25 protein-coding genes are annotated in these 24,658 nt (G+C 64.7%); 11 read left to right on the top strand and 14 right to left on the bottom strand.

Going from position 1 to position 24,658, the window contains the following annotated elements; all coding sequences use genetic code 11:
• Positions 1 to 18: 18 nt before the first annotated feature.
• The gene (locus tag FXB40_RS31580; protein ID WP_347339790.1) at positions 19 to 936 is read left to right on the top strand and encodes an efflux RND transporter periplasmic adaptor subunit; all 918 of its coding nucleotides are present in this window, start codon (positions 19 to 21) and stop codon (positions 934 to 936) included.
• Positions 937 to 945: 9 nt separating this feature from the next.
• Positions 946 to 1,149, top strand: coding sequence for a DUF1656 domain-containing protein (locus tag FXB40_RS31575; RefSeq protein WP_148776004.1), 204 nt, complete (start codon positions 946 to 948; stop codon positions 1,147 to 1,149).
• A 53-nt stretch (positions 1,150 to 1,202) separates the two neighbouring features.
• Here FXB40_RS31575 and radC read toward each other — a convergent pair whose 3' ends face one another.
• From radC to FXB40_RS50180, 3 genes are all read right to left on the bottom strand, one after another.
• Positions 1,203 to 1,931 (bottom strand): RadC family protein, encoded by a 729-nt coding sequence (gene radC, locus FXB40_RS31570; RefSeq protein ID WP_148776003.1) that lies wholly within the window; start codon positions 1,929 to 1,931, stop codon positions 1,203 to 1,205.
• Positions 1,932 to 1,992: 61 nt separating this feature from the next.
• Entirely contained in the window at positions 1,993 to 2,439 is a 447-nt protein-coding gene (locus FXB40_RS50185; protein ID WP_347339789.1) for a peptidase associated/transthyretin-like domain-containing protein, read from the bottom strand.
• Positions 2,436 to 2,804 carry a peptidase associated/transthyretin-like domain-containing protein gene (locus FXB40_RS50180; protein ID WP_347339788.1) on the bottom strand — a complete coding sequence of 123 codons (369 nt, stop codon included), beginning with the start codon at positions 2,802 to 2,804 and terminating at the stop codon, positions 2,436 to 2,438. The genes FXB40_RS50185 and FXB40_RS50180 overlap by 4 nt, the downstream gene beginning before the upstream one ends.
• Positions 2,805 to 3,052: 248 nt before the next feature.
• Between FXB40_RS50180 and FXB40_RS31560 the strand changes: the two genes are divergently transcribed.
• The 3 genes from FXB40_RS31560 (at position 3,053) to FXB40_RS31550 (ending at position 5,833) form a co-directional block, all read left to right on the top strand.
• Complete coding sequence (locus tag FXB40_RS31560; protein WP_148776002.1) at positions 3,053 to 4,303, top strand: serine hydrolase domain-containing protein; 1,251 nt, start codon at positions 3,053 to 3,055, stop codon at positions 4,301 to 4,303.
• Positions 4,304 to 4,408: 105 nt separating this feature from the next.
• Entirely contained in the window at positions 4,409 to 4,849 is a 441-nt protein-coding gene (locus FXB40_RS31555; protein WP_148776001.1) for an antibiotic biosynthesis monooxygenase family protein, read from the top strand.
• Positions 4,850 to 4,915: 66 nt separating this feature from the next.
• Positions 4,916 to 5,833, top strand: coding sequence for a sigma-70 family RNA polymerase sigma factor (locus FXB40_RS31550; protein WP_283812966.1), 918 nt, complete (start codon positions 4,916 to 4,918; stop codon positions 5,831 to 5,833).
• A 21-nt stretch (positions 5,834 to 5,854) separates the two neighbouring features.
• On the opposite strand, the gene map is transcribed toward FXB40_RS31550, so the two are convergent.
• Entirely contained in the window at positions 5,855 to 6,673 is an 819-nt protein-coding gene (gene map / locus FXB40_RS31545; RefSeq protein ID WP_148776000.1) for a type I methionyl aminopeptidase, read from the bottom strand.
• Between the two features lie 183 nt (positions 6,674 to 6,856).
• Positions 6,857 to 8,173: a mechanosensitive ion channel family protein gene (locus tag FXB40_RS31540; RefSeq protein ID WP_187437278.1), complete on the bottom strand. Its 1,317-nt coding sequence runs from the start codon at positions 8,171 to 8,173 to the stop codon at positions 6,857 to 6,859.
• 214 nt (positions 8,174 to 8,387) lie between these two features.
• Between FXB40_RS31540 and FXB40_RS31535 the strand changes: the two genes are divergently transcribed.
• Positions 8,388 to 10,181, top strand: a complete 1,794-nt coding sequence (locus tag FXB40_RS31535; protein WP_148775999.1) for a potassium/proton antiporter — start codon at positions 8,388 to 8,390, stop codon at positions 10,179 to 10,181.
• A 26-nt stretch (positions 10,182 to 10,207) separates the two neighbouring features.
• Here the strand turns inward: FXB40_RS31535 and modC are convergent, their stop codons facing one another.
• The 5 genes from modC to mepA form a co-directional block, all read right to left on the bottom strand.
• Positions 10,208 to 10,870 carry a molybdenum ABC transporter ATP-binding protein gene (modC, locus tag FXB40_RS31530; RefSeq protein WP_148775998.1) on the bottom strand — a complete coding sequence of 221 codons (663 nt, stop codon included), beginning with the start codon at positions 10,868 to 10,870 and terminating at the stop codon, positions 10,208 to 10,210.
• A gap of 2 nt (positions 10,871 to 10,872) precedes the next feature.
• Entirely contained in the window at positions 10,873 to 11,568 is a 696-nt protein-coding gene (gene modB / locus FXB40_RS31525; RefSeq protein WP_148775997.1) for a molybdate ABC transporter permease subunit, read from the bottom strand.
• A gap of 27 nt (positions 11,569 to 11,595) precedes the next feature.
• The gene (gene modA, locus FXB40_RS31520; RefSeq protein WP_148775996.1) at positions 11,596 to 12,381 is read right to left on the bottom strand and encodes a molybdate ABC transporter substrate-binding protein; all 786 of its coding nucleotides are present in this window, start codon (positions 12,379 to 12,381) and stop codon (positions 11,596 to 11,598) included.
• 197 nt (positions 12,382 to 12,578) lie between these two features.
• On the bottom strand, positions 12,579 to 13,082 hold the full coding sequence (locus FXB40_RS31515) for a hypothetical protein (protein ID WP_187437277.1): 504 nt from the start codon (positions 13,080 to 13,082) through the stop codon (positions 12,579 to 12,581).
• Positions 13,083 to 13,240: 158 nt separating this feature from the next.
• Positions 13,241 to 14,185: a penicillin-insensitive murein endopeptidase gene (mepA, locus tag FXB40_RS31510; RefSeq protein WP_148775994.1), complete on the bottom strand. Its 945-nt coding sequence runs from the start codon at positions 14,183 to 14,185 to the stop codon at positions 13,241 to 13,243.
• 524 nt (positions 14,186 to 14,709) lie between these two features.
• Here mepA and FXB40_RS31505 point away from each other — a divergent pair.
• Positions 14,710 to 16,878, top strand: a complete 2,169-nt coding sequence (locus tag FXB40_RS31505; protein ID WP_148776127.1) for a sensor domain-containing protein — start codon at positions 14,710 to 14,712, stop codon at positions 16,876 to 16,878.
• Positions 16,879 to 17,125: 247 nt separating this feature from the next.
• On the opposite strand, the gene FXB40_RS31500 is transcribed toward FXB40_RS31505, so the two are convergent.
• The gene (locus tag FXB40_RS31500) at positions 17,126 to 18,277 is read right to left on the bottom strand and encodes an acyl-CoA dehydrogenase family protein (protein WP_148775993.1); all 1,152 of its coding nucleotides are present in this window, start codon (positions 18,275 to 18,277) and stop codon (positions 17,126 to 17,128) included.
• Positions 18,278 to 18,345: 68 nt separating this feature from the next.
• Positions 18,346 to 19,029, bottom strand: a complete 684-nt coding sequence (locus FXB40_RS31495; RefSeq protein ID WP_148775992.1) for a hypothetical protein — start codon at positions 19,027 to 19,029, stop codon at positions 18,346 to 18,348.
• Positions 19,030 to 19,123: 94 nt separating this feature from the next.
• On the opposite strand from FXB40_RS31495, the gene FXB40_RS31490 reads away from it, so the two are divergent.
• Positions 19,124 to 19,765, top strand: a complete 642-nt coding sequence (locus FXB40_RS31490) for a TetR/AcrR family transcriptional regulator (RefSeq protein ID WP_187437276.1) — start codon at positions 19,124 to 19,126, stop codon at positions 19,763 to 19,765.
• Between the two features lie 36 nt (positions 19,766 to 19,801).
• On the opposite strand, the gene FXB40_RS31485 is transcribed toward FXB40_RS31490, so the two are convergent.
• Positions 19,802 to 20,263 (bottom strand): GNAT family N-acetyltransferase, encoded by a 462-nt coding sequence (locus tag FXB40_RS31485; RefSeq protein WP_148775990.1) that lies wholly within the window; start codon positions 20,261 to 20,263, stop codon positions 19,802 to 19,804.
• A 78-nt stretch (positions 20,264 to 20,341) separates the two neighbouring features.
• Between FXB40_RS31485 and FXB40_RS31480 the strand changes: the two genes are divergently transcribed.
• From FXB40_RS31480 to FXB40_RS31470, 3 genes are read left to right on the top strand one after another with little or no spacing between them, the layout of a single operon-like run.
• The gene (locus tag FXB40_RS31480) at positions 20,342 to 21,970 is read left to right on the top strand and encodes an amidase family protein (protein WP_148775989.1); all 1,629 of its coding nucleotides are present in this window, start codon (positions 20,342 to 20,344) and stop codon (positions 21,968 to 21,970) included.
• A gap of 31 nt (positions 21,971 to 22,001) precedes the next feature.
• Positions 22,002 to 22,748, top strand: a complete 747-nt coding sequence (locus tag FXB40_RS31475; protein ID WP_148775988.1) for a hypothetical protein — start codon at positions 22,002 to 22,004, stop codon at positions 22,746 to 22,748.
• The gene (locus FXB40_RS31470) at positions 22,679 to 23,911 is read left to right on the top strand and encodes a serine hydrolase domain-containing protein (protein WP_148775987.1); all 1,233 of its coding nucleotides are present in this window, start codon (positions 22,679 to 22,681) and stop codon (positions 23,909 to 23,911) included. Before FXB40_RS31475 ends, FXB40_RS31470 begins: the two co-directional genes overlap by 70 nt.
• 11 nt (positions 23,912 to 23,922) lie before the next feature.
• Here FXB40_RS31470 and plsY read toward each other — a convergent pair whose 3' ends face one another.
• Positions 23,923 to 24,609 carry a glycerol-3-phosphate 1-O-acyltransferase PlsY gene (plsY, locus tag FXB40_RS31465; RefSeq protein WP_148775986.1) on the bottom strand — a complete coding sequence of 229 codons (687 nt, stop codon included), beginning with the start codon at positions 24,607 to 24,609 and terminating at the stop codon, positions 23,923 to 23,925.
• Positions 24,610 to 24,658: the final 49 nt, after the last annotated feature.

Raw genomic sequence — 24,658 nt, 5'->3', positions numbered from 1 at the left:
GCGATAAGGAGAAGATCAGTGGTCAACCTGCTCCGATATACTGCAACTGGCGTGCTTGTCGCAGCAGCACTTGTTGTTGCGCGGTACGGCTGGCGCGTTTATGTGACGTCGCCGTGGACGCGCGACGGCATGGTCCGTGTGCAGGTCGCAAACGTGGCGGCGCAAATTTCCGGCCAGATCGTTGAGGTCCGGACCCGCGACAACCAGCACGTTCACAAGGGAGATGTGCTCTACGTCATCGAAACGTTTGACTTCGAGGTGGCGCTGGATAATGCCAAGGCGACAATTCTGACCCGAGAAGCCGACCTCGTGGTCAAGAAAGCGCAGAACGCCCGGCGGGCCGCTCTTACCACGCTGTCCACCTCGATCGAGGAGAAGCAGGTGTTCGACGGCAATGAGAAGATGGCGGAGGCCGCCTTTGCGAGCGCCAAGGCAGCACTTTCCCAGGCCGAGGTCAATCTTCACAGGACAGAGGTTCGATCTCCCGTCGATGGCTACGTCACGAATCTTCTAATGCGCGTGGGAGACTATGCCCGGGCCGGTACGCCTAACCTGTCGGTGATCGACGAGCATTCCTATTGGATCGATGCCTATTTTGAGGAGACGAAGCTCGCCAACATCCATGTCGGCGATCCGGTGGAGGCGACGCTGCTGGGCTTCCAATCTCCGATCAATGGAAAGATCGAGAGCATCACGGGCGGCATCAGCGCTGCGAACGCGGCAAGCAGCACCCAGGGTCTTCCAAACGTCGACCCGATCTTCACCTGGGTCCGGCTTGCGCAACGAATTCCGGTGCGTATCAGCATCGAACAAGTCCCTCCGGGGGTATGGCTCGTTGCAGGAATGACCTGCAGCGTCTCAGTTATCGGAGGAAAGGGAATGCCGGTGGCCAAGCGCGACCGGGGGCTCCTCGATCGGCTTGAAAACCTGCTTTAAGGACATCCAATGGGCGCATCGAGGGATATTGATGTGGGAGGTATCCTGGCGGCTCCCTTTGTGCGGTACCTGTTCCTCGCCTTGGTCATCTTGATCGCCGTTCGATTCGTTGTCAGTCGCCTCGGATTGAGATCAATGTTCGCGAATCCTCCACTCGCAGAGGCGGCCCTGTACATCTGCATCCTCGCGTCGCTCATAGTATTGTGGATCTGAGTGACTGCACGTTCCCGAGCCGACGGTCGTCGCTGGCGCTCGCCTCTTGCAGGTTAGATCAGCCGCATCCCGCGCAGGCTCGCATGCCCGTTCTTGCCGACGATGATGTGATCATGCACGGCGATCCCGAGCGGCTTGGCGATGTCGATGATCGCCTTGGTCATCTGGATATCAGCCTGCGAAGGCGAGGGATCGCCGGCGGGGTGGTTATGTACCAGAATCAGCGCCGTCGCCGACAGCTCCAGCGCGCGCTTGATCACCTCGCGCGGGTAGACCGGGGTGTGGTCGACGGTGCCGGTCTGCTGCACCTCGTCGGCGATCAGCTGGTTGCGCTTGTCGAGGAAGAGCAGGCGAAACTGCTCCTTGTCGGCGAAGGCCATGCTGGTACGGCAATAGGCGATCACCTCGTTCCAGGACGACAGCGCGTTGCGGCTGTTGACCTCGCCCTTGGCGACGCGGTGCGCCGCCGCCGCGATCAGCTTGAGCTGGTTGATCGCGGCTTCGCCGACGCCGTCGATCTCGCGCAACCGTGCCACCGGCGCGTGGACGACTTCGGCGAACGAGCCGAAGATCTTGATCAGCGTCTTCGCCAGCGGCTTGGTGTCGCGCCGCGGCAGCGCCGGAAACAGCGCCATCTCCAGCAGCTCGTAGTCGCTGAGCGCATCCGCGCCGGCGCTGTAGAAGCGCTCGCGCAGCCGTTCGCGATGGCCGAGATAATGCGGCTCGGACGGCTCCGGCTGGTTGGACGGGGCAGGGGATTTGCTGCTGGATCTGGCGGGCATCGCACGCCAAGCATCGCCGCGACGCTCCGTTTTTGCAACCGTCAATTGCGTGGGCGGCGGCTCAACGGTCGCGCTTTAACCCCGGGACCAGTGCAGCGAGCCGGTCCCTGATCGGACGTCCGAACATGGGGCCGCCCATGCCGCCGGGCGGCGGTGGCGGTGGGCCTGCGCGTCCGACGGTCAGCTCTGCCCGGCGGTCGACGCCGAGCGTCAGTGTCGCGACATAGCGGTCACGCTCCTCCTTCACCGCGCAGAAGGCGCGATGCTCGGGATCGGAACGTTCGATCACGTGATCGTTGGCGTTGATCACCATGCGCTGCCGTGCGCGATCGCCATAGTCGGGCACGTTGGTGTAGATGAACTCGTTCAGCGCATCCGGCAGGAAGGTCTGCCCGGTCAGCACGGTGCGATCGCTCAAAAACACCTTGAAATGGACGTGCGTGGTGCGGCCGTCATACCAGCCGGGATAGATGGTGTTGAAAATGACCCAGCCAGCGCCGTCGGTCATTTGCGTGCCGCGCAGGAACGTCTCGCATCGACCTTGTGGTTGTCGCTCTGGCCAGGAAACGCCGAGTAGAGCCCCTTCGCGTCGCAATGCCAGATGTCGACCCGCGCGTCATGGATCGCCGTGCACGATCCGGCCTCGATCACGCGCAGCCGCAGGGTCAGCGGCACGCCCGGTTTGCCCTCGGCGATGTCGGATCGGACGAGCTTTGGGTCGGAATAAAACGGCCCTTCCTCTGCCTGCGGCGTCAGGATGCAGGCGGGCTCACCGCCGACTGGCCCGGATGCCGCCTCCGCGCGGGTTTGCAGCAGGCCCGCGGCGCTGGCCGACACGAAGCCGAGAAAGCCGCGGCGCGTCGAGGTGCTCACTTCGTCTCTCCTGTCTGTCTGACGAGACATCGTCATCGAGAAACAGGATGGCAAGATCAGGCTTTGAAGATGGCGGCAATCAGCCCGACGGTTTCTGATCATGTCGCGCCGGCGCGGGGTACGTCCCGCGAAAAAATTTCGGCGGCACCGTTTCCATCGGCCGCTCCCGTTCGTCTTGTCCATCGTGGGCTCGCCACACTCCGCACGCCATCCGGCGGGCAGGCCGAGTTCCCAATGGAGACCTACCGATGTGGCCGTTCCGAAGTCTTTCGCGCCGCGCTGTTCTTGCGCGCAGTGCCGCCGCGACCCTTGCTGTGGCCGCGTCGCCGTTGAGCCGGCCTGCGAAATCAGAAAACGCGGCCGACGAACGCAGGCAGCGCCTCGATCGTGTGATCGATCGCGCCATCGCCGCGCGACGCATCGTCGGCAGCGTCGTATTGGTGATGCAGGATGGCGAAATCGTCTATCGCCGCGCCGCTGGCCATGCGGATCGCGAGGCCGCTTCGCCGATGCGGGAAGATGCCATGTTCCGCCTTGCCTCGCTGTCGAAGCCGATCGTCTCGGTCGCCGCCATGGCGCTGGTCGAGCGCGGCCGGCTGGACCCACAGGATTCCGTCACCAGATGGCTGCCGGATTTCCGGCCGCAGACCGCGGACGGCAAGATCCCCGCGATCACCATCCATCATCTGCTCACCCATACGGCCGGGCTCTCCTACGGATTCCTCCAGCCGCCTGATAGCCCCTATCAGCGCGCAGGAATCTCTGATGGCCTCGACAAATCCGACATCACCCTCGACGAGGAGATCCGTCGCATCGCGGTTGCGCCGCTGCTCTACGCGCCGGGCACGCGATGGGGCTATTCGCTCGCGACTGACGTGCTCGGCGCCATCATCGCCAGGGTGGCCGGTCAGCCCTTGCCGGATGCCGTTCGACGCCTGGTCACGACACCGCTCGCGATGCGCGATACGGCCTTCCTGGTCGGCGACGAAGCGCGGCTTGCGGTGCCCTATGTCGATGGCAAGCCCGAGCCGGCGCGCATGACGGACCCGCAGCTTGTCCCGTTCCGGGGCGCCGGGATCATTCACGTATCCCCGTCACGCGCATTCGATCGAGCGGCTTTTCCATCGGGCGGCGCCGGCCTTGTCAGCACGGCCGGCGACTACGCTCGTTTGGTCGAAGCGCTCCGCCTAGGGGGCGGGCCGGTCCTGAAGGCGTCGACGGTGCAGCAGATCACGACAAGCCAGATCGGCGATTTGACGCCGACGGGGCTCCCGGCTTGGGGCTTCGGCTACGGAGCCCTTGTCCTGAAGGACAGCGCGCTTGCGAAATCACCGCAGGCGGCGGGAACCTGGACCTTCAACTGCGCCTACGGCCAGAGCTTCTTCGTCGACCCCGTCCACGGGCTGACCGTCGTCGCCTTCACCAATACCGGATTGGAGGGCGGCTTCGGCGCCTTCCCGATCGAAATTCGCGACGCCGTCTATGGGCGAGGTGACTAGGCGAAAATTATTTCGCGCCGACCGTTTCCTTTTCACCGCCTCGTTCGTCTCTGCGCTGTGGGCCTCATCGAACGGCCAGCAGAGTTTTCGCAAAGGAGAACCCCGATGTCAGAGATCAAGGCTACGCCATCGCGTCGTGCCGTCGTTGCCAGCGGCCTTGGTGCCGGGGTCCTGATCGCCGCTCAAAGCGTCCCGTCCTACAGCCAGAACAGGAGTTCGAACATGGAAGCCACCATCCGCATCGGCAGCGACATCACCACCCTCGTCAACGTCTTCACGGTCGAGCCGGACAATCAGCAAAAGCTGGTCCAGCTCCTGAAGGAGGGCACTGAATCCTTCTTCAGCAAGCAGCCCGGCTTTATCTCCTCCAGCGTCCACGCCGGCAAGGAGGGCGGGCGCGCGATCAACTATTCGCAATGGAAAAGCGCCGGCGATATCGAGAATTTCCGCAAGGATCCGAAATTCGCGCCGTACATCCAGCGGCTTGCCGCGATCGCCAAGGCCGAAACGATCCTGTGCGAGGTGGTCGAGGTCAATCATGCCTGATCTTCGGCGAGTAGCGCCTCGCCCCCGATTGACGTATCACGCCGATCGGCGACGGGGAGATCCGGCTTGGCAGATGATGTGACGAGCAATGATGCGGGGGCGGTCCGGGAGACCGCCCTTAAGGCTCTCGACCGCCTTGCGGTGGCAATGCGGCCGCAGCTGCATCGCTATTGCGCGCGCATGACGGGCTCGGTCATCGACGGCGAGGACGTGCTTCAGGAGGCGCTGCTCAAGGCCATCGAGGCTGCGCCGCGGACCGAGCCGCTGGACAATCCGGAAGGCTGGCTGTTTCGCATCGCCCACAATGCCGCGCTGGATTTTTTGCGCCGGCGCGCGCGCCACAATGCTGCTCACTCCGATGAAGATCTGGACATGATCGCCGCCTCGACCAGCCCCGTGAACGACCGCCAGATCGTGGCTGCGAGCTTGCAGACCTTCATGCGGCTGCCGGTGTCGCAGCGAAGCGCGGTGATCCTGCGCGACGTACTCGGCTATTCCGTCGACGAGGTCTGCACCATCATGGGCGGCAGCATCCCGGCCACCAAGGGTGCCCTGCAACGCGGCCGGGTTCGTCTCCGCGAGCTCGCGGAGGAACCCGACGATATCAGGCCTCCAGAACTGGAGACAGCCGAGCGCGTCCGCCTGATGCATTATGTCGAGCGCTTCAACGCGCGTGATTTCGATTCCCTGCGCGACATGCTGGCCGACGACGTGCAGCTGGAGATGGTCAACCGAACGCGCAGGGCCGGCCGCCACGACGTCGGCGAGTATTTCGGGCGTTATGCGCAGACCAGCCCCTGGCATTGCGTTCCCGGCTTCGTCGATCGGCGTGCTGCGATCATCATGTTCGATCCGCAGGACCCGTCAGGCCCGCCGCGCTACTTCGTCCTCCTCGACTGGGAGAACGGCAGCATCGTCAACATCAGGGATTTTCTGTTCGCGCATTACGCGATTGAAGGCGCGGAGCTGTTCACGCTGGACTGACAGCGCGAGGCCGGAAGCAGATCAGCCGATCTGTTTCTCGCCGTGCCGCTCCGACAGCGTAAAAATCTCGACGCCGGTGGCGGTGACGCCGACCGAGTGCTCGAACTGCGCCGACAACGAGCGGTCGCGGGTGACTGCGGTCCAGCCGTCGGACAGAATCTTCACGTGCGGCTTGCCGAGATTGATCATCGGCTCGATGGTGAAGAACATGCCGGGCTTGAGCTGCACGCCCTCGCCGGGCCGGCCGATATGGATGATGTTCGGCTCGTCGTGGAACATGCGGCCGAGGCCATGGCCGCAGAAATCGCGCACCACGCTCATGCCCTGCGGCTCGACGAAACTCTGGATGGCGTGGCCGATGTCGCCAGTGGTGGCGCCGGGCTTCACGGCGGCGATGCCGCGCATCATGGCTTCGTAGGTCACTTCGATCAGCCGCTCGGCCTTGCGCGCGATCGGGCCGACTGCATACATCCGGCTGGAATCGCCGTACCAGCCGTCGACGATGAAGGTGACGTCGATGTTGACGATGTCGCCTTCCTTCAGCGGACGGTCGCCGGGCATGCCATGGCAGACCACGTGGTTGAGCGAGGTGCAGGTCGAGTAGCGATAGCCGCGATACATCAGCGTCGCCGGATAGGCGCCATGGCTGAAGGCGAACTCGCGGACGAATTCGTCGATGCGGTCGGTCGGAACGCCGGGGCCGACGATGTCGGTGAGCTCGTCGAGGCACTTCGCCACCAGGGCACCCGCCTTGCGCATGCCGGCAATGGCGGCCGGCCCATGCAGCTTGATCTGTCCGGTCTTGCGCAGGGAGGTATCGGTGGCTTCGACGTAGCTCATGCGGGTCTGGTTCTTCTGGCTCGGGCCCGATCGGGCGGAAAGGCTTGATTTCAGGCCCAATTTAATGATTGCGGGCCTTCGTGCAAGCTTAGCTCGAGCGTTTTCGAGCGAAGTGGGCCCCGGTTCGCGTGAAGAAAACGCGTCAAAACAAGAATCCTGGCCGCCATGCGCCCGAAAGGCGGCTCAATTCGGGACTTCTACGGTGGTTTCGACCGGCAGCGCCCCGCCGCGGACGCGGATTTCGCGGACGGGATAGGGAACCCGGATGCCCTCGCGCTTGAAGACGTCCCACAGCGCCAGCATCACGTCGCTCTTGACGTTGTCCATGCCGTCGGGGTCCGCAAGCCACAGGGTCAGCGAGAACTTCATGCCGGCTTCGGCGAACTCGGTCAGGATGCAGTTCGGCGGCCTGGCCTTCTGCGCGCGCGGATGGGCGGCCGCGGTCTCGATCGCGAGCTTGCAGACCAGCCTGGGGTCGGCGTCGTAATTGGTGCCGAAGGTGATCTTCACCAGCGTGTTCTTGTCGGTATAGGTCCAGTTGACGACCTTCTGCGTCACCAGGTCCTCGTTCGGCACCAGGAACTCGCGGCCGTCGCCGGCGGCCACGGAAATATAGCGCGTCTTCATCGCGCTGATGCGCCCGGTATTGTCGCCGATGGTGACGAGGTCGCCCGGCTTCACCGATTTGTCGGCGAGCAGGATGATGCCGGAGATGAAGTTGGCGACGATCTTCTGCAGGCCGATACCGATGCCGACGCCGACCGCGCCGGAGAACACGGCAAGCGCCGAGAGGTCGATGCCGACCGCGCCAAGCGCGATCACGATCGCTACCGCAAGCAGCCCGATGCGGATGATCTTGACCAGCAGCACCTGGACCGACGGCGTCAGGTCGGAGGCTGAGTTGATCTTGCTCTCGGCGAAATTGCTGGCGATGTTGGTCAGCCAGAGCGCGATGAGCAGGAGCACGCCGGCCTTGATCACCAGCAGCGGCGTCAGGCGCAACCCGCCCAATACGATCGCAACGGAATCGAGCGCGTCAACCGTGGCATCGAGCTGGCCGAGGATGGACAGGGCCGCGACGAACCACGCGGCAATCGACACCAGCTTGACGATGAAGGCGTTGCGCAGCACGGAGGTCACGAGCCGGATCGCTAGCCAGGCAAGCCCCAGCTTGGCGGCGACCATCAGGAGGTAGCTGCGGCTCGGCCAGGTCGCATGGTACATCACCACGCGCGAGATGATCACGAGCAGGGTGAACACCGCTGTCGAGGCGCTGGACACCATCACGCGGGCGAAGTGGCGAAGCGGCAGCGGCCAGCGCATCGCCAGCGAGGTCATGTCGACCCGGTTGCGAACCGCGGCCTCCGCCGCATAGGCGATCCCGGCCGCAGCCAGAATGAGACCAAATTGCAGGTAGAACCAGGGCGAGGAGATTTCCGCCCCGACGCTGCGCGCGGTGGTCTGCACGAACTCCATGAGGTCTTTGAGGTCCATGTCCATCGGGCGGTCTCGTCGGGAAGCAGGCGGGAGGAATTGATTCGAAGGCGCCGCAGAATCCCACAAAGGAAGCGGCCGGGCCATCGATACACCGCGAAGTGAAGCGCGTTAAGGCCGCAAAATACGGGCAGATTGCCGCGAGCGGGAGAAAATGGGTTGGCGCGCCGGTGCGGCGACGATAAGGATGCAATTCCAGCGATTTGTACCCGGAAGGTGGATGGCCTCACTCGACTCTTTCAGTATCGCCATTCTGCTCGGCGCCGTCCTTGTCATGGCCGGTATCCTGTCGAGCCTGCTCGCGCTGCGCTTCGGCGCGCCGCTGCTGCTGGTCTTCCTCGCGATCGGCATGCTGGCGGGTGATGCGGGTCCCGGCCAGCTCCAGTTCAACGACGTCGGCACGACCTATCTGGTCGGCTCGGTGGCGCTGGCCCTGATCCTGTTCGACGGCGGCCTGAAGACGCGCTTTGCCAGCATCCGCACCGTGCTGGCGCCCTCCGTGGTGCTCGCGACCGTCGGCGTGCTCCTGACCGCGCTGATCACCGCGCCGTTCGCGAAATACGCACTCGACCTCAACTGGACGGAGTCGCTGCTGGTCGGCGCGGTGGTCGCCTCGACCGACGCGGCCGCGGTGTTCCTGTTGGTGCACACCCAGGGCCTGCGCCTGAGGCCGCGCGTCGGCGCGACGCTTGAAGCCGAATCCGGCACCAACGATCCCTTCGCCATCTTCCTCACCCTGATGCTGGTCGAATACATCTCGCTGGGCTCGAGCTCGCCCGGCCATGTGGTGATGGAATTCCTACAAGAGGCGGTGCTGGGTGCCGTCGTCGGCTTCTTCGGCGGACGTCTCGTCGTCATCGGGCTCAACAAGGTCGCGCTGCCGCAGGGACTTCATGCGCCGTTCGTCACCACGGCCGCGCTCGTGATCTTCGGCGGCTCGCAGATCATGCACGCCTCGGGCTTCCTCGCCGTCTATCTCGCCGGCATCATCATCGGCAACCGGCCGACGCGCGCGCATAATTCGGTGGTGGCGTTTCTCGATGCCGCGACCTGGCTGGCTCAGATCGTGATGTTCGTGCTGCTTGGTCTGCTGGTGTCACCGAGCCGGCTTGGCTCCAGCGTGCTGCCCGCGATCGGCGTTTCCTTCGTCCTGATGCTGGTCGCACGACCGATCGCGGTGTTCGTGTGTCTGGCGCCGTTCCGCTTCAACTGGCGCGAGAAGATCTTCATTGCCTGGACAGGTTTGCGCGGTGCGGTCGCGATCTTCCTGGCCTCGATCCCGATGCTGGTCGGCCTGTCAAAGGCCTATCTCTATTTCGACGTCGCCTTCGTCGTCGTCATCATTTCGCTGTTGCTGCAAGGCTGGACGCTCGCACCTGCCGCGCGAAAACTGCACGTGGCGCTGCCCCGTGCCGAGCGTGGCCCGCGCCGTGTCGAGCTGGATCTGCCCGGCCAGCTCGAGCAGCAGCTGGTCGGCTATCCGGTGCGGCCCAAGAGCCTGTATTTCCGCCGCGGCCTGATCCCGTCCTGGTCCAAGCCGACGCTGGTGATCCGCAAACAGAGCATTTTGACGCCTGTGGAAGCCGATCCGATCGCGCCCGGCGACTACATCTATCTGCTGGCGCCGCCGGAAAAGGCCGAGGCGCTCGATCGTTTCTTCGTCGACATGCAGCCGAGTTCGGAGCCCGATCCGCATCTGCTCGGCGACTTCATGGTCTCCGGCGAGCACACGCTCGCCGAACTCGCCGAGATCTACGGCGTGACGGCAAGTGAAGACGACAGCAAGCTCACGCTCGCCGACTATTTCGACGTCCATCTCGACCGCGCGCCGAAGGAAGGCGCCGAGTTGGCGCTGGGTGAGATCGTGCTCGTCGCGCGCAGCATCTCCGGCGGCCGTGTCAACGTCGTCGGCCTCCGCCTGCCGGAAGACGACGAAACCCCGGCGCCGCTGACGCGCAGCCAAGCGCTGCGGAAGAAGCTTGCGGAGCTATGGACGTCGGTGGCGGGGGTTTAGCGCGGCGCAGGACGACTATTGGTGCCTCACGTCAGCACCTTCACCCCGCCGAACGACGTCACGCGCCCCTGCCTGAGCATCACGATCTGCGTCGCGAGCTGGCGCAGTTCGGCGACGTCGTGGCTGACATAGACCATGGGGACGTTGGCCTCGTCGCGCAGGCGGACCAGATAAGGCAAAATCTCGAGCTTGCGGGCCTCGTCGAGCGCGCCGAGCGGCTCGTCGAGCAGCAGCAGGCGCGGCTTTGACAAGAGCGCGCGGCCGAGCGCGACGCGCTGGCGTTCGCCGCCGGAGAGTTTTCCGGGACGGCGGTCAAGAAGAGCGCCGATGTCGAGCAGATCGACGACCCGCGTGCGCTGCGCCGGATCCGCCGCGAGACGGTTCATCCGCCGGCCATAATCGAGATTTTGTGCGACGTTGAGATGCGGAAACAGCCGCGCATCCTGGAACACATAACCGATGCGGCGACGATAGGTCGGCACATGAATGCCGGCGGCGGTGTCGTCGACAACATCGCCGTCGATGACGATGGTGCCGCGATCGGGCCGCAACAGCCCCGCGATCATGTTGATCAGCGAGCTTTTGCCGGCGCCGGATGCGCCGAACAGGCCGGTGACGCGGCCTTCGCTCGAGAACGACGCTTGAAGCGAGAATTCACCGAGTTGTTTTTCGACGTCGACGCGCAGCATGGTCAGTTCCCGTGCAGTCGCTGCGTGGCGCGGCGGGCGAACCATTCGGCGGCGATCAAGGCGCCGATCGCGAGCCCCACCGAGATCATCACCAGCCGCCCCGCGGCGGCGTCGCCATCCGGCGTCTGGATCAGCGAATAGATCGCGGACGAAATCGTCTGGGTCTCGCCGGGAATGTTGGAGACGAAGGTGATGGTGGCACCGAATTCGCCGATCGCCTTGGCAAAGCCGAGCACCATGCCGGCGAGCACGCCGGGCAGCGCCAAGGGCAGCGTCACCGTGAAGAACACCTTGAAAGGCGCAGCACCAAGCGTCTCGGCGGCCTGTTCGAGCCTGCGATCGATCGCCTCGATCGACAGCCGCATCGGGCGCACCAGCAGCGGAAACGACATCACGCCGCAGGCGAGCGCCGCACCGGTCCAGCGGAAGGCGAAGACGATGCCGAGATGATCGGCGAGGAACGCGCCGACGAGACCGCGGCGGCCGAAGGTCAGGAGCAGGAGATAGCCGGTGACGACGGGCGGCAGCACCAGCGGCAGATGCACGACAGCGTCGAGCACCGACTTGCCCCAGAAGTCTTTGCGGGCGAGCAGCCACGCCAGCGCAATGCCGAACGGCGTTGCCACCAGCGTCGCGATGACGGCGACCCTGAGCGAGAGCAGGATCGCCGTCCATTCGGCGGGAGAGATGTCGAGCATCAAGTCGTGGTTATCACGTCGCAAAAACTAAGTCGTGGGAGAGATCAGGAACTTGAAGCCGTATTTTTCCAGAATGGTCTTGGCCGCCGACGATTTCAGGAAGGCGAGGTAGTCATTCGTCTCGGGCTTCGCAGTCGTGGTCGCCGCCACCGGATAGATGATCGCCGGATGCGAATCCGCCGGGAAGGTGCCGACGATCTTCACGCCGGGCTCGACCTTGGCGTCGGTCGAATAGACGATGCCGAGATTGGCTTCGCCACGCGCCACCAGCGTCAGCGCGGCGCGCACGCTCTCGGCCATGGCGAATTTCGGCTCCGCCACCTGCCAGGCGCCGAGCTTCTCCAGCGCCGCCCTGGCATATTTTCCGACCGGCACCGACTTGACGTCGCCGGTCGCGATCTTGCCGTCGCCGGCGAGCTTTGCGAGGTCGAAACCTTGCGCGATGGTGACGTTGTCGATTTTGGAGTCCTTCGGCGCGATCAGCACGATGCTGTTGCCGAGCAGGTTCACGCGGGTCGGCTCGTTGATGGTCTTCTTGGAGATGGCGTAGTCCATCCAGTCGGTGTCGGCGGAGACGAACACGTCGGCCGGCGCGCCCTGCTCGATCTGCTTGGCCAGCACCGAACTCGCGGCATAGCTGACGCTGAACTTGACGCCGGTCTTGGCGGTGTAGGCGGCATCGACCTCGTCGAGTGCGTTCTTCATCGACGCCGCGGCGAAGACCGTGATGGTCTTGTCCTCGGCCGCGGCCGGCGAGAGGCTCGCGCCCGCGAGCATGACGAAGGCGGTGAAAAGTCCGGCAATGCGATACATGGATGGCGCTCCGTGCGAGCAGGCGCGCACAAAAGCGCACGCGCAAATCTGGCGTTGGGTGGGTTCAAGTCGCGACCGGCGGAAGCGCTGTTCCGCGTGTCCCCACAACGGCTTACGGCCGGCGGGGATATCGCAGCTGCGAAGATAGCAGGCCGGCGCCTCAGGTCAAAGGCGACCGTTTGTCTAACCTGCTGGCCCTATTGCGCCGGCAGGATCGAAATCGACAGCGAATTGTCCTTGGCGCCGCTGATCTGGAGCACGAAGGGCTTGTCCGAGAGCTCGTATTTCATGGTCTTGCGGATGCCGTCGCAATCGGTGGCGCCGCTGAAGGCCACCGGCTTGAGGAAATGCCCGTCCTGAACCAGATCGACCCAGGCTCCGCTCGACAGGCTGATCGTATAGAGCCCGGCCTTGGCCGCCTTGATGCTGGTGAAGCCGGCAAAGGTGCCGTCCTTTGGCGCCCGCTCCGGCGGCGTCGGCAGTTTTGCCTCCTGGGGTGCGACCAGCCCGAGCGTGATCGCCGATGCCGGGACCGCGGCCTGCTCGGCTCCCGAGGCGAGCTTGGCGCGGTCAGGTGCCGTCAGCGCCGCGCGGTCGCGCTCGATCGGCCATTTGAACTTGTCGCAGCCGCTGGGTTCTTCCGCGGCAAGGGCGGAGGTCGCGCCGAGCGCGAGCACGGCAAGGAGAGCGAGGACGCGCATGTCAGATCTCATCGTTGGCCACGCGAGGGCCGCGGGCTTGCAGTCAGGCTTCGTCGGACAACGGGATGCGCATCCCGGAATGCCGCGGGCTTACGGCCGAGCGGCAGGGCGATCTTAGCGCATTCCGGGGGACAGGGACCAGCCGGCTGACGCACTTGTTACGGCTTCGCATCCGGTGCGCGCAGCACCACCTTGCAGGCCGCCGGCATCTGGGCCAGCGTCATCGGTGGTTTCGGCTTCGGCGGCTCCGGCGGCGGCTTCGGGTGCAGCACGCCTTCGCTGAACCAATAGGCGAAATCGGAGGGCTTGCAGCCTTCGTCCTCGGATTGCGACGGCTGACTCTGGCATTCGCCGGCGCCCGCCGGGCAGCGCATGCGGATGTGGAAATGATAGTCGTGGCCCCACCACGGCCTGATCTTCGACAGCCACGAGCGGTCGCCCTTGGCTTCACGACAGAGCGCCTTCTTGATCGCGGGATTGACGAAGATGCGCTGCACCGCCGGCTCCTGCGCCGCATCGCGCAGCACGAGCACGTGGGCAGGCGTGAACACTTTCGGATCGATGTCGAGCCGGTCCTCGCGGACCATCATCACCGCCGACATCTCCTCGCGCTCCTCGCGCGAAAGGCGATGATCCGGCATCGGCGTCAGCCAGATGTCGGCATCCAGCCCGATCTGATGGCTGGCATGGCCCGACAGCGCCGGCCCGCCGCGCGGCTGGCCGATGTCTCCTACCAGAATGCCCGGCCAGCCCGCGTCCTTGTGCGCCCTGGCCGCCAGGCGCTTGATCAGCGCGATCATGTCGGGATGGCCGTAATTGCGGTTACGCGACAGCCGCATCACCTGCCAATTGTCGCCGTTGAGCGGCATCTGCTCGGCGCCGCCGATGCAGCCCTTCACATAGGAGCCGATGACATGCGCCGGCCCCGTCGAGGGCAACAGCTTGCGGGCGAACAGCTCCCTGGCGCCGATCTTGGGATCGTTCGGATTGGCGAGCGGCGGCAACGGTTTTGGGTTCACGCTGCCCTTGTCCTGGGCCAGCGCGCCGCCGGCAGCCAGGAGCGTCATGACAAGCAGGAGAGGGGCGATGCGGCGGGGACTCATGCTGGCATCCTTATAGACCAACGCCGCACCGAAGCCGCACGCGATCTTCTTCCATCACGACATTGCATCCATGGCACGACCGACATGTCCCGCCCGGCAGCGATCGATGTTTTCAACGAGACCATCCCAAAGTGGCATACTAGCCAGCGTTTTTTTAACGACGCGATAACTCTATCCTGCGTTGACCAAAATTCGTGCGCGGAACGAGATGCGCTTGCCTCCTGCATGCAAGCAGGCCTGGTTCCGGAACCGATTCATGGAGACTGCGCGTTTTTGCATCTCCTCTTCGTCTGATCGCGACGCAGGAATAGGTTCGACACGCCCGCTGACGACATTCGCGCCTCGCAAACAGGCAAAACGGTCCGGCGCTCGGCCGGCGCCTCCGTGACGCCGCCGGCCAAGATTACTTTCTTTTCATAGACTTGCCCCAAGACTTGCAGCCTAAGACTTGCGGCCACTGGGCGCGGCTAGGACGTGTGAAGTTGAGTTTGGGGTCCAAAAAAACCGGAAGGCGAAAGCAGGGCGTGCTCGCCAAGGCTGGCCGACAGCCGCGCAAGCCGCGATTTGCGCGCGCGCCCCGTCCGCCCGCCGAACGCGACCGGCTCGTGCAAAGCCGTGCGGAAGCTGAAGCCGCCATCACCGAGGCGCGCAAATCGCATGAGCGGCTGCGCGAGGCGGTCGACCTGCTGCCGCAAGGCATCGTGATCCTCGATCCCGAAGGCCGCTACGTTCTCTGGAACAAGCAATATTCCGAGATCTACAGCAAGACCGCCGATCTGTTTGCCGAAGGCGCGCGGCTCGAAGACACGCTGCGCGTCGGCGTTGCCCGCGGCGACTATCCGGAAGCGGCCGGCCACGAGGACGAATGGATCGCCGAGCGGCTGCAAAAGCTCTACGAGCCCGGCAAGCGCCACGAGCAGACGCTGTCCGACGGCCGCGTCATCCTGATCGAGGAGCGCCGCACCGATGACGGCGGCGTCGTTGGCTTGCGCGTCGACATCACCGAATTGAAGCAGCGCGAGGCCTCGTTCCGCCTGCTGTTCGACGGCAATCCCGTCCCCATGATCGTCTGCGCGCTGGACGACGAGCGCATCCTCGGCGTCAACGATTCCGCGATCGCGCATTACGGCTACAGCCGCGCCGATTTCGAGAAGCTGAAGATCCGCTCCTTGCAGGCGTTCGACAGCGAGCCGCCCTGGACCACCGATCGGTCCAGCGAGGAGCAGGCCGCGCGGACCTGGAAGCACGTCAAGGCCGACGGCGCGCTGATCGATCTCGCGATCTATTCGCGCGAATTGACCTATGACGAACGGCCCGCGGTGCTGCTGGCGCTGATGGACATCACCGAGCGCAAGCGCGCCGAGGCGCGGCTTGCCTTCATGGCCCAGCATGACGGGCTCACGGGACTACCAAACCGCAATCGCCTGCGCCAGACCATGGACGAGATGCTGCAGCATTCGCGGCGCGGCTCCGAGAAGGTCGCGGTGCTGATGCTCGGGCTCGACAATTTCAAGGCGGTCAACGACACGCTGGGTCACGCCGTCGGCGACAAGCTGCTGCGCGGCGTCGCCAAGCGCCTGCGTTCGACGCTACGCGAGGAAGACGCGCTGGCGCGGCTCAATTCAGACGAATTTGCCATCGCCCAAAGCGGCCTGACGCGGCCCGAGGACGCGGTGGGGCTCGCAAAACGTCTGCTCGAAGCTATCGCCGATCCCTATCTGCTCGACGGCCATTCCGTGGTGATCGGCGCCTCCATCGGCATCGCGATGGCGCCGGGCGACGGCGATGAGTCCGAAAAGCTGCTCAAGAGCGCCGACATGGCGCTGTCGCGTGCCAAGCTGGATGCGCGCGGCACCTTCGCCTTCTTCGAGGCCGCGCTCGATGCAAGAGCTCAAAGCCGCCGCAAGATCGAGGTCGAGCTGCGCGACGCGATCCAGAACGACGTGCTGCGTCCGTATTATCAGCCGCTAGTCGACCTCTCGAGCGGTCGCATCACCGGCTTCGAGGCGCTGGTGCGCTGGCCGCATGCCGAGCGCGGCATGGTCTCGCCGGCCGAGTTCATCCCGGTTGCCGAAGAAACCGGCCTGATAAATCCGCTCGGCGGCCTGATGCTGCGCCGCGCCTGCCTCGATGCTGCGACCTGGCCGGACGATGTCCGTGTCGCCGTGAACTTGTCGCCGCTCCAGTTCCGCAGCGGCAATCTGCTGTCGATAGTGACGGACGCGCTGAAACATTCCGGCCTGCCGCCGCGGCGGCTCGAGCTCGAGATCACGGAGACGCTGCTGCTCGAGAAGAGCGCCCAGGTGCTGGCGACGCTGCATGCGCTGCGCGCGCTCGGCGTGCGTATCTCGATGGACGATTTCGGCACCGGCTATTCCAGCCTCAGCTATCTGCGCAGCTTCCCGTTCGACAAGATCAAGATCGACCAGTCCTTCGTCCGCGATCTCGGCGCCAACCGCGAGGCGCAGGCGATCATCCGCTCCATCGTCAGCCTCGGCAAAGGCCTCGGCGTCATCATCACCGCCGAAGGCGTCGAGACCGAAGCCGAGCTGAGCTGCCTCCGCACCGAGGGCTGCGACGAGGGCCAGGGCTTTCTGTTCAGCAAGGCGCGGCCGAATGCCGAGATCATCAGCCTCTTGACGGCGCAGCGCGGCATCGATGCCGCAGACGAGGACGCCGCGCTGGTGGCGTGATCCTGCCGGCCGTTTGGATTTCCTGACGTAAGGGACGCCCGCTCTGTCACTCCCTCGCCCCGTTCTTACGGGGAGAGGGCGGGGTGAGGGGCTGCTTCCGCGAACTCGGCTCGAAGTGTGTGCCGTCATGCCCGTCGGATCGACCTTTGCTCTGATCGGTATCTCGCCTTGCCCCTCACCCGGATCGCTGTGCGATCCGACCTCTCCCCGCAAAGGGCGGGGAGAGGTTGAGCGAGCCCGCTGCCCGTCAACCTTCCGACAAAATCGCCTTCCCCACATCCTCGTAATGCGTGTCGCGGGCCTGGATCTGCTGGGCGATCGCGTGCATGTCACGAAACCGTCGCTCGAACGGATTGCTGCGGAACACGGCGGTGGCGCCGGCCATGTGATAGGCGGTGTCGACCACCTTGGCCGATTGCTGGATGGTCCAGGTCGCGGCGAGGCGAACCGCACTGCGATGCACCGGGCTGAAGACGTTGGTCGCAGAGAGGTCGCGCCACATCGCATTTGCCGTCGCATAGAGATAGGCGCGCGCGGCGCGCAAATCCGCCTCGGTGCGGCCGATCAGACCCTGGACAGCCTGGTTGTCGCGCATCGCGCTCGCCGCCAGTGATTGGTGCTTTGCGCGCGCCAGCGCGATCGCCGCATCCAGCGTTGCGCGCGCGACGCCGAGCGAGACCGCGGCAAAGCCGAGGCTGAAGGTCGAGCCGGTCGGAAGCCGGTAGAGCGGGCCGGGCTCGCGCAAGGCGCAAGGCACGTCGCGGAACACGGCAAAGCGATCGGGAATGAAGAGGTCGTTCACCTCATAGGAATCGGTGCCGGTACCGGCGAGCCCGATCGCCTGCCAGACGTCGTGCATCACGGCGCTTGCGAGCGGGAACAGGATGGTGCGCATCTCCGGCGCGCCATCGGCAGTCTTCCGCGGCGTGCCGTCGGCATTGACGATGCGGACATGCGCCCCCAGCCAGCTTGCCTGCCGCGAGCCCGAGGCAAAATCCCAGCGTGCGGTGACGCGGTAGCCGCCCTCGACCGCGCGGGCCTCGTGCGCAACCGCGCCCCAGGCGAGGATGCCGGGGGCGGTGTTGAAGATCTCGTGCGCGCTATCGTGGTCGAGTGCGGCTGCGATCATCGCGCAGACGCTGCATTGGCCGAGGCACCAGGCCGTGGACGCATCGGCCTTCGCGATCTCCTCCAGCATCTGCATGAAGATCTCGGGCGGCGCTTCCGATCCGCCGAGGCTCTGGGGCAGCAGCGCGCGATAGAGCCCGTTCGCGATCAGCGCGTCGACGACGGAAGGCGTCAGCCGCCGCGTCCGCTCGATCTCGCCTGCCTCACCCGCAATCAGCGGCGCGATGGCCCGCGCCCGCTCGACGAGATCGATTCCGACAGTTGCGTCCATGTCCGCGTTTCCTCGCCCATTCTGTTGTGAGCGGTGAAATGCGATGGTGGTCTATCTGCGCGCGTCAATCAAGTCGCAACGGCCGCGGCGGCGCCGTCTTTGCGGGCGAGAGAGAAGAACAGGATCGCCGAGAGCACGAAGGCGAGGACAAAAAAGATCGTTCGTCCCAACGCCAGTGCCTTGGCTTGCTCGGGCGGCACGACGGAGATCAGGATGCCGAAGGGGATGTAACACCAGAGCACGACCGAAATGATCCGACCCATTCTCCCGAGCCGGAGAAAGCCGAGCGAGAACAGGAATGTCGCGAGATAGCTCGCATGAAATTTGACCTGAGACGCGATCATCTGGAATTCGCCGTCGGCGGCGGAAACCGGCAGGCCCATCTGAAGCGCGTGCACGGTCGTCATGATGTGATGATTTTCCAGCGAATCCAGCAACAGCGTCAGCATGGCCGCCGCCAATGCCACGCCGATCAGCCGCGAATCCACCAGCCCGCGCAGGCGGGCGGCCAGCGCCACGAAGAAGGCGCCGTAGAAAACCATGAAGAGGTTGTCGAGGCCGAGATTGAGCCGAAGGCCCAGGACGGCAAGTGGCGAGGCAATGAAGGCGCGGTAGTCGTCGATCGCGCGCGCGCTCTGGAAGAAGTCCTGCGAGCTGTGGGTCGCGAGGATGGCGGCAACCATCGCGGCGACGGTCAGTGCGGCGAGACTGGCGAGCAGCGCCAGCGTGCGGTCCAGGCTTTTCTGTTCCATGCTATATGCCCTTCGACAAACCATCGATGCAATACAGATATCAAATGATATTTGAATATCAAGTGATATTTACAAGCGAGAGAAAGCGTCCGTCGTGCCGAAGCTGAATCGCGAAGAGAGCCAGGCCCGCACAAGGAGCCTTCTGATCGAGGCGGCCCGTCGGGAAATCGTGAAAAAGGGGTTCGCGACGGCCTCGATCCGCGACATCGCGGAGGCTGCGGGTTTCTCGCTGGGCGCGATCTACTCGAACTTCCCGGACAAGGAGGCAATCCTGCTCGAGCTGATCCAGCAGCATCAGTCCGAGGAGCGTACGCGGATCGAGGCGAATTTGGCGCGCGCGCAAGGCGATGCGGCTACGGCCATGGCGGGTATCGAGGCATGGGCGGAAACGGTCAATTCGGACCCCGACCTCGGTGTGCTCGCGATCGAGCTGCAGTTGCACGCGCTGCGGAGCCCTGCGTTTGCGAAAATTTATAACGACATGAATCGCAGGCATCGTCGCGCGCTCGGCACAATGATCACGACCCTGTTCGAGCTGTTCGGCAAGAAGGTGCCGGGCGACCCGGCGGAGATCGCGACCGGCCTTGCCACGCTGAGCCGCGGACTTGCGCTGTCGCCGCCCGGCAGCGATGACAATCGCGGCGGGCGCATCGTGCTCGCCTTCCTCAAGGCGTTGATCGAAGCGGCCCCATCCGCGGAGAAAGCGAAGAAGTCGCGCGGCAAGCCAAGCGACTGATCCAAAGTGTAACGGGACAGGGGTGACTGGTCATCGCTAGATCGGGGCGTCGAGCGACCGTTCCATGATGATCGTGCGCTCGTCGCCGTGATGGCTGTCGCGCACGGACTTGAACCCGAGCCGGGCGTAAAATGTTTCGGCGGTGACGGACGAGGGAACCGTCAACACAGGAATGTTGCGCGAACGCGCGATATGCTCGACCTGCGCCATTAGCGCCTTGCCGATCCCGCGGGCCTGGATGTCGGGCGCGACGAACACGGTGCGGACGACGCTGCCGTCGAGGCTTGCCGTCCCGACGACGCGGTTGCCGATGGTGGCGACCAAGACGGTGCGTTTTGCGATGAGTGCCCGCACGGTGTCCGGGTCAAAGCTCTGCTCGACCCTTGCAATGATCTCGTCGGCATAGTCCTTTGCATTGGTCTCGCGCAGCGCGCGCAGGATGACCGCGCTGACGTCGGCGGCGTCATCGGCAAGCGCAGGCCGGATCGTGCAGTCCATGGGCGCTCCTGATCTGCTTGCCGCGCAAGCGAGATAAATGCTACGATCTGTAGCATATCTCCATCCAAGAGGCACGTCATGAAGAAGCCTGCCGGTCGCGCCGCGGCTGCCGTCCGCGCTGCGGCGCCGCCCGAACTGAGGCTCGAAGACGCGCCGATGAGCGACATCGTCGATGCCCTGGCCGGCGGGCAGGTCACCGCGACGGCGCTCGCAAAAGTCTATCTCGCGCGCATTGCGGCCTTTGACCGTGCCGGGCCGGCGCTGAACTCGGTCCGCGCGCTCAATCCGGATGCGCTCGCGCTCGCTGCCAAGCTCGACGGCATCAAGCCGTCGGCCGGGCGCCCGCTGGCCGGCGTGCCGATCCTGGTGAAGGACAACATCGCGACCTCCGACAAGCAGCCGACCACGGCAGGCTCGCTGGCGCTGGAAGGCGCGCGCGCCAAGCGCGACGCCACGGTCGTCAAGTTGCTGCGGAAGGCCGGCGCGGTGATCCTCGGCAAGGCGAATTTGACGGAGTTCGCCAACATCCTCGCGATCGAGATGCCCGGGGGCTACTCGTCGCTGGGCGGTCAGGTCAAAAACCCCTATGCGCCGGCGCTGATGGGCGATCACGACATTCCGCTCGTGTCTCCGGGTGGCTCGAGCGCTGGTTCGGCGGTCGCCGTGGCGGCCGGCCTGTGCGCGGCGTCGATCGGCACCGAGACGTCGGGTTCGCTGTTGTACCCCGCAAGCATGAACGGGCTTGTCACCGTCAAGCCGACGGTTGGACTGATCAGCCGCGCCGGCATCGTGCCGATCGCGCATAGCCAGGACACCGCCGGGCCGATGACGCGCACGGTGCGCGACGCGGCGATGCTTTTGAATGTGCTGGCGGCCCAGGACCCGCTCGATCCCGCGACAAAGCGGCAGCGACGGCCGGCCGACTACACTGCCGGCCTCTCGCGCGATGCGATGAAGGGCGCGCGCATCGGCGTGCCGAGTGACCCCTCCGATCCGCTGAACGATCGCTTCTACGGCAAGCTGCAATCCGGATGGGCCAAGGTGATGACCGAGGCGATCAAGGTGCTCGAGGATCTCGGCGCCGTCATCGTGCGCGCCAACATTCCGACGCGTGGCTGGCTCGGCGGGCCCGGCACCGGCATGGCCGTGCTCAACCGCAACCCGCTGAGCGAGAACAAGGGCAATCCGACGGGGGCGCCGATCGTGTTCCTCTACGAGCTGAAGTACGGTCTCAATCTCTATTTGAGGGATTGGGCGACCAAGACCGACATCAAGACCATGGCTGATATCATCGCCTTCAACGCGGCGAATGCAGAGAGGGCCATGCGCTTCGGCCAGGACCTGTTCCTCGCCTCCGACCTCACCAAGGGCGATTTGAGCGAACGCGAGTACAAATCGGCACGCGCCATGGACCTGCTCGCCGCCAGGACGCACGGCATGGACGCGTACATGAACCAGCACAAGCTCGACGCGGTGCTGTTCCCCGGCAGCAGCGGCTGCGTGATCTCGGCGAAGGCGGGCTATCCCAGCGTCATGGTGCCCGCAGGCTTCGTCTCGGGCGCCGGTGACAAGGAGACGCCCGACTATTCGCTCGGTGTGACCTTTGCAGGCCGTGCCTGGAGCGAGCACAAGCTATTGCGTCTCGCCTACGCCTATGAGCAGGCCTCGAACATGCGCAAGCCGCCGCCCGGCTTGCCGGCGCTCTGAACCTCGGCGGCGAGGCCAGCGACCAACTCTCATGCCGATCGTCAGAATTCTCCTGATCCTGCTCGCATTTGTCTCGCCTGCCTTCGCGCAGGACGGCATCCACGAGCTGACCGCCGCGCGCGATGCCGCGAAGGCTTTCAAGGCCTACATCGACGGCGTCGCGAAGAAGGGCGAGCGGCCCGATCTGACGCGGCCGGACGTCGCCGTCCTGCTCGGCCGCGTCTACGATCTCGACGCGCTCGCTGCGCTGCCGCCCCCGGAGGCGAGCGACATGAACTGGCTGCCGGACTGGACCGACGCCGCCAACCAGAGCCACAAGCTCTTCATCTTTTACGGCGCAAAGCCGGGGCCGCAGCCTGATCTGCCGGCGCTCGCGCGCAATATGACCGAATATGGCGACCAGTACGCGGTGGCGATCAGCTTCATGATCCGCGGCATGGCGCGCGAGGCGGTTGCGATGCCGATGTTCTTGAAAGAGCTCCCGCCGGAGCAACGCACCCGCATCCGCGAGGAGGGATTTGCGGGCTTTCGCAAGAACAGCGCCCTCTACATCCTGTCCACGGTCTGTGCGGCGATCCAGGGCGCCAGCAAGCCCGCCAACGCCCGCCTGGTCGCGGCCGCGCTGCGCGACACGCGCGATGTCTGGGCGAGCTTTCTGCTGCCGCAGGATCGGGCCCGCGTGATCGCAGAACTCGCCGACCTTCCGAAATGGGCGCCCGACGAGCTGGCGCGCGCCGACCTCGCCACCTTCACGGCCGCGCTTCAGGCGGTGAACTGATCTCGCGTCTTGGTTTTTCAAGACCCGGTTTTTCAGATCCCGCAACGCCGCAAAATAAACACACACCGAACGGCATCCTTGAATCGGGCGTCGCTGGCAATGGTGGGGGAGAACCTGACATGCGGGTGTCGATCAGCTGCGTTGCGGCCTTGTGTGCCTTCGCTCTCGGTCCCGTCGGAGTTCAAACCGCGTTCGGGACCGAACCTGCATCCGACTGCGGCATCCCGCAAGAAATCCATGACGGATGGGCGATGACGTCGCCGGACAAGCAGGGGATGAACGTGTCTCTGCTTTGCGCGATGGAAAGCGGCATCAGCGGCGGCATGCTCGCCAATGTCGACGACATTGTCGTCATCAGGCATGGCGTGCTCGTCTATGAGCGCTATTTTGCCGACCCTCAGCGGCCGCGCCATGCCGACGCGACAACGCGGCGCCGCGGTAACGCGATGACCAAAAGCGTCGTCTCGCTGCTGGTCGGGATCGCCATGGAGCGCGGCCTGATCAAGGATTTGGACGTCCCGGCTTTTTTCTATCTGCCGGAGCATGCCGATCTCCGTATGCTTGACAAGGATCCCATCACGCTGCGCCATCTCCTGATGATGTCGGCAGGATTGGGCTCCGACAGAGCTCCCGGTGTCACCTTCCGGTACAGCGACACCGAAACGGAGCTGGTTGGGGCCATCCTGAAAAAGGTCACGGGGAAAACCGTCGATGTCCTGGCTCAGGAAGAACTTTTCGTGCCGCTCGGCATCAACGATGTAGAATGGCTTAAATCGCCGTTCAACAATGTTGCCATGTCGAGTGAGGGGCTAAATCTGCGCCCCCGCGACTGGGCGAAAATCGGCCAGCTCGTTCTCAACCATGGGGTTTGGGAAGGTCGGCAGATCGTTCCGGCGTCCTGGGTGGATCAATCGACGGCCGAGCAGATCAAGACGGAGTGGCCGCTCTCTTATGGCTATCAGTGGTGGCTTGGCCGATCGCTGGAGGGGACTCGCGAAGTTCAATGGATTGCCGCGATGGGCGTCAATTCGCAAAAGACCATCATCATCCCCGCGCTCGACATGGTCGTCGTCTTCAACGCATCCCGACGATCCAAGAACATGGTCGCGCCCGAGCTGGACCTGCTGGATCGATACATCGTGCCGGCGGCTTTGAAGAATTGATCGCGCATGCGCTAGACCTGCGCTTCGGCTTTCGCCTCCGAGCTGCTTTGACCCAGCCGCGGTTCCGTCCCGGCCAGCAGCCGTTGAATGTTGGCGCGATGGCGAACGATGACGTAGAGGCCGCCTGCGATCACGAGCAGCCGATACGGCAATGGATGCTCGAAGCCGCAGACGAGGACGATGGCCGTCAGCGCCGCGAGCATCGAGCTCAGCGAAACGATGCGGGATATCGCCAGCACGGCGCCAAAGACGATTGCCGTGCCGAGTCCCACCGGCCACGACATCGCCAGCAGCACGCCGAGCCCGGTCGCGGCCGATTTGCCGCCCGTAAAGTTCAGCCAGATCGAACGGCCATGGCCCAGCAGCACGGCAATTCCGGCGAGGCACACCGCCCATGGCACCCAGACTTCCAAATCGGACGCCGTCGGCGGTGTTGGAGATAGTCCGGCAGCGAGCCAGGGACAAAACCAGCGGGCGACGAAGATGGCGGCCACGCCCTTCAGCACGTCGGCGATCAGCACCACCAGCGCAGGCCATTTGCCGAGGGTCCGCAACACATTGGTGGCGCCGGTGGATCTGGAGCCGTGCTTGCGAATGTCGATGCCTCGAAGCAGTTTTCCTGCCAGATAGCCCGAAGGGATCGAGCCGAGCAGATAGGCGATCACCAATCCAACCGCGCCTGCAATCCAGAAAGCCATCGTTTTGTTTCCAGTGTCCCGTGAGCAGTATTTTATCGCCGACTTGGTC

Origin of the sequence: Bradyrhizobium rifense (genome assembly GCF_008123425.1) — a bacterium.
Classification (GTDB): domain Bacteria; phylum Pseudomonadota; class Alphaproteobacteria; order Rhizobiales; family Xanthobacteraceae; genus Bradyrhizobium; species Bradyrhizobium rifense.
Note: the sequence above shows the minus strand (reverse complement) of the source record. Positions and strands in the feature narration are given on the sequence as shown.

Bases quoted from the DNA above. Each gene is read 5' to 3' on its own strand.
- FXB40_RS31575 (WP_148776004.1), top strand. From the start codon at position 946: ATGGGCGCATCGAGGGATATTGATGTGGGAGGTATCCTGGCGGCTCCC.
- radC (WP_148776003.1), bottom strand. From the start codon at position 1,931: ATGCCCGCCAGATCCAGCAGCAAATCCCCTGCCCCGTCCAACCAGCCG.
- FXB40_RS50185 (WP_347339789.1), bottom strand. From the start codon at position 2,439: ATGACCGACGGCGCTGGCTGGGTCATTTTCAACACCATCTATCCCGGC.
- FXB40_RS31560 (WP_148776002.1), top strand. From the start codon at position 3,053: ATGTGGCCGTTCCGAAGTCTTTCGCGCCGCGCTGTTCTTGCGCGCAGT.
- FXB40_RS31555 (WP_148776001.1), top strand. From the start codon at position 4,409: ATGTCAGAGATCAAGGCTACGCCATCGCGTCGTGCCGTCGTTGCCAGC.
- map (WP_148776000.1), bottom strand. From the start codon at position 6,673: ATGAGCTACGTCGAAGCCACCGATACCTCCCTGCGCAAGACCGGACAG.
- FXB40_RS31540 (WP_187437278.1), bottom strand. From the start codon at position 8,173: ATGGACATGGACCTCAAAGACCTCATGGAGTTCGTGCAGACCACCGCG.
- FXB40_RS31535 (WP_148775999.1), top strand. From the start codon at position 8,388: ATGGCCTCACTCGACTCTTTCAGTATCGCCATTCTGCTCGGCGCCGTC.
- modC (WP_148775998.1), bottom strand. From the start codon at position 10,870: ATGCTGCGCGTCGACGTCGAAAAACAACTCGGTGAATTCTCGCTTCAA.
- modB (WP_148775997.1), bottom strand. From the start codon at position 11,568: ATGCTCGACATCTCTCCCGCCGAATGGACGGCGATCCTGCTCTCGCTC.
- modA (WP_148775996.1), bottom strand. From the start codon at position 12,381: ATGTATCGCATTGCCGGACTTTTCACCGCCTTCGTCATGCTCGCGGGC.
- FXB40_RS31515 (WP_187437277.1), bottom strand. From the start codon at position 13,082: ATGCGCGTCCTCGCTCTCCTTGCCGTGCTCGCGCTCGGCGCGACCTCC.
- mepA (WP_148775994.1), bottom strand. From the start codon at position 14,185: ATGAGTCCCCGCCGCATCGCCCCTCTCCTGCTTGTCATGACGCTCCTG.
- FXB40_RS31500 (WP_148775993.1), bottom strand. From the start codon at position 18,277: ATGGACGCAACTGTCGGAATCGATCTCGTCGAGCGGGCGCGGGCCATC.
- FXB40_RS31495 (WP_148775992.1), bottom strand. From the start codon at position 19,029: ATGGAACAGAAAAGCCTGGACCGCACGCTGGCGCTGCTCGCCAGTCTC.
- FXB40_RS31485 (WP_148775990.1), bottom strand. From the start codon at position 20,263: ATGGACTGCACGATCCGGCCTGCGCTTGCCGATGACGCCGCCGACGTC.
- FXB40_RS31480 (WP_148775989.1), top strand. From the start codon at position 20,342: ATGAAGAAGCCTGCCGGTCGCGCCGCGGCTGCCGTCCGCGCTGCGGCG.
- FXB40_RS31475 (WP_148775988.1), top strand. From the start codon at position 22,002: ATGCCGATCGTCAGAATTCTCCTGATCCTGCTCGCATTTGTCTCGCCT.
- FXB40_RS31470 (WP_148775987.1), top strand. From the start codon at position 22,679: ATGGGCGCCCGACGAGCTGGCGCGCGCCGACCTCGCCACCTTCACGGC.
- plsY (WP_148775986.1), bottom strand. From the start codon at position 24,609: ATGGCTTTCTGGATTGCAGGCGCGGTTGGATTGGTGATCGCCTATCTG.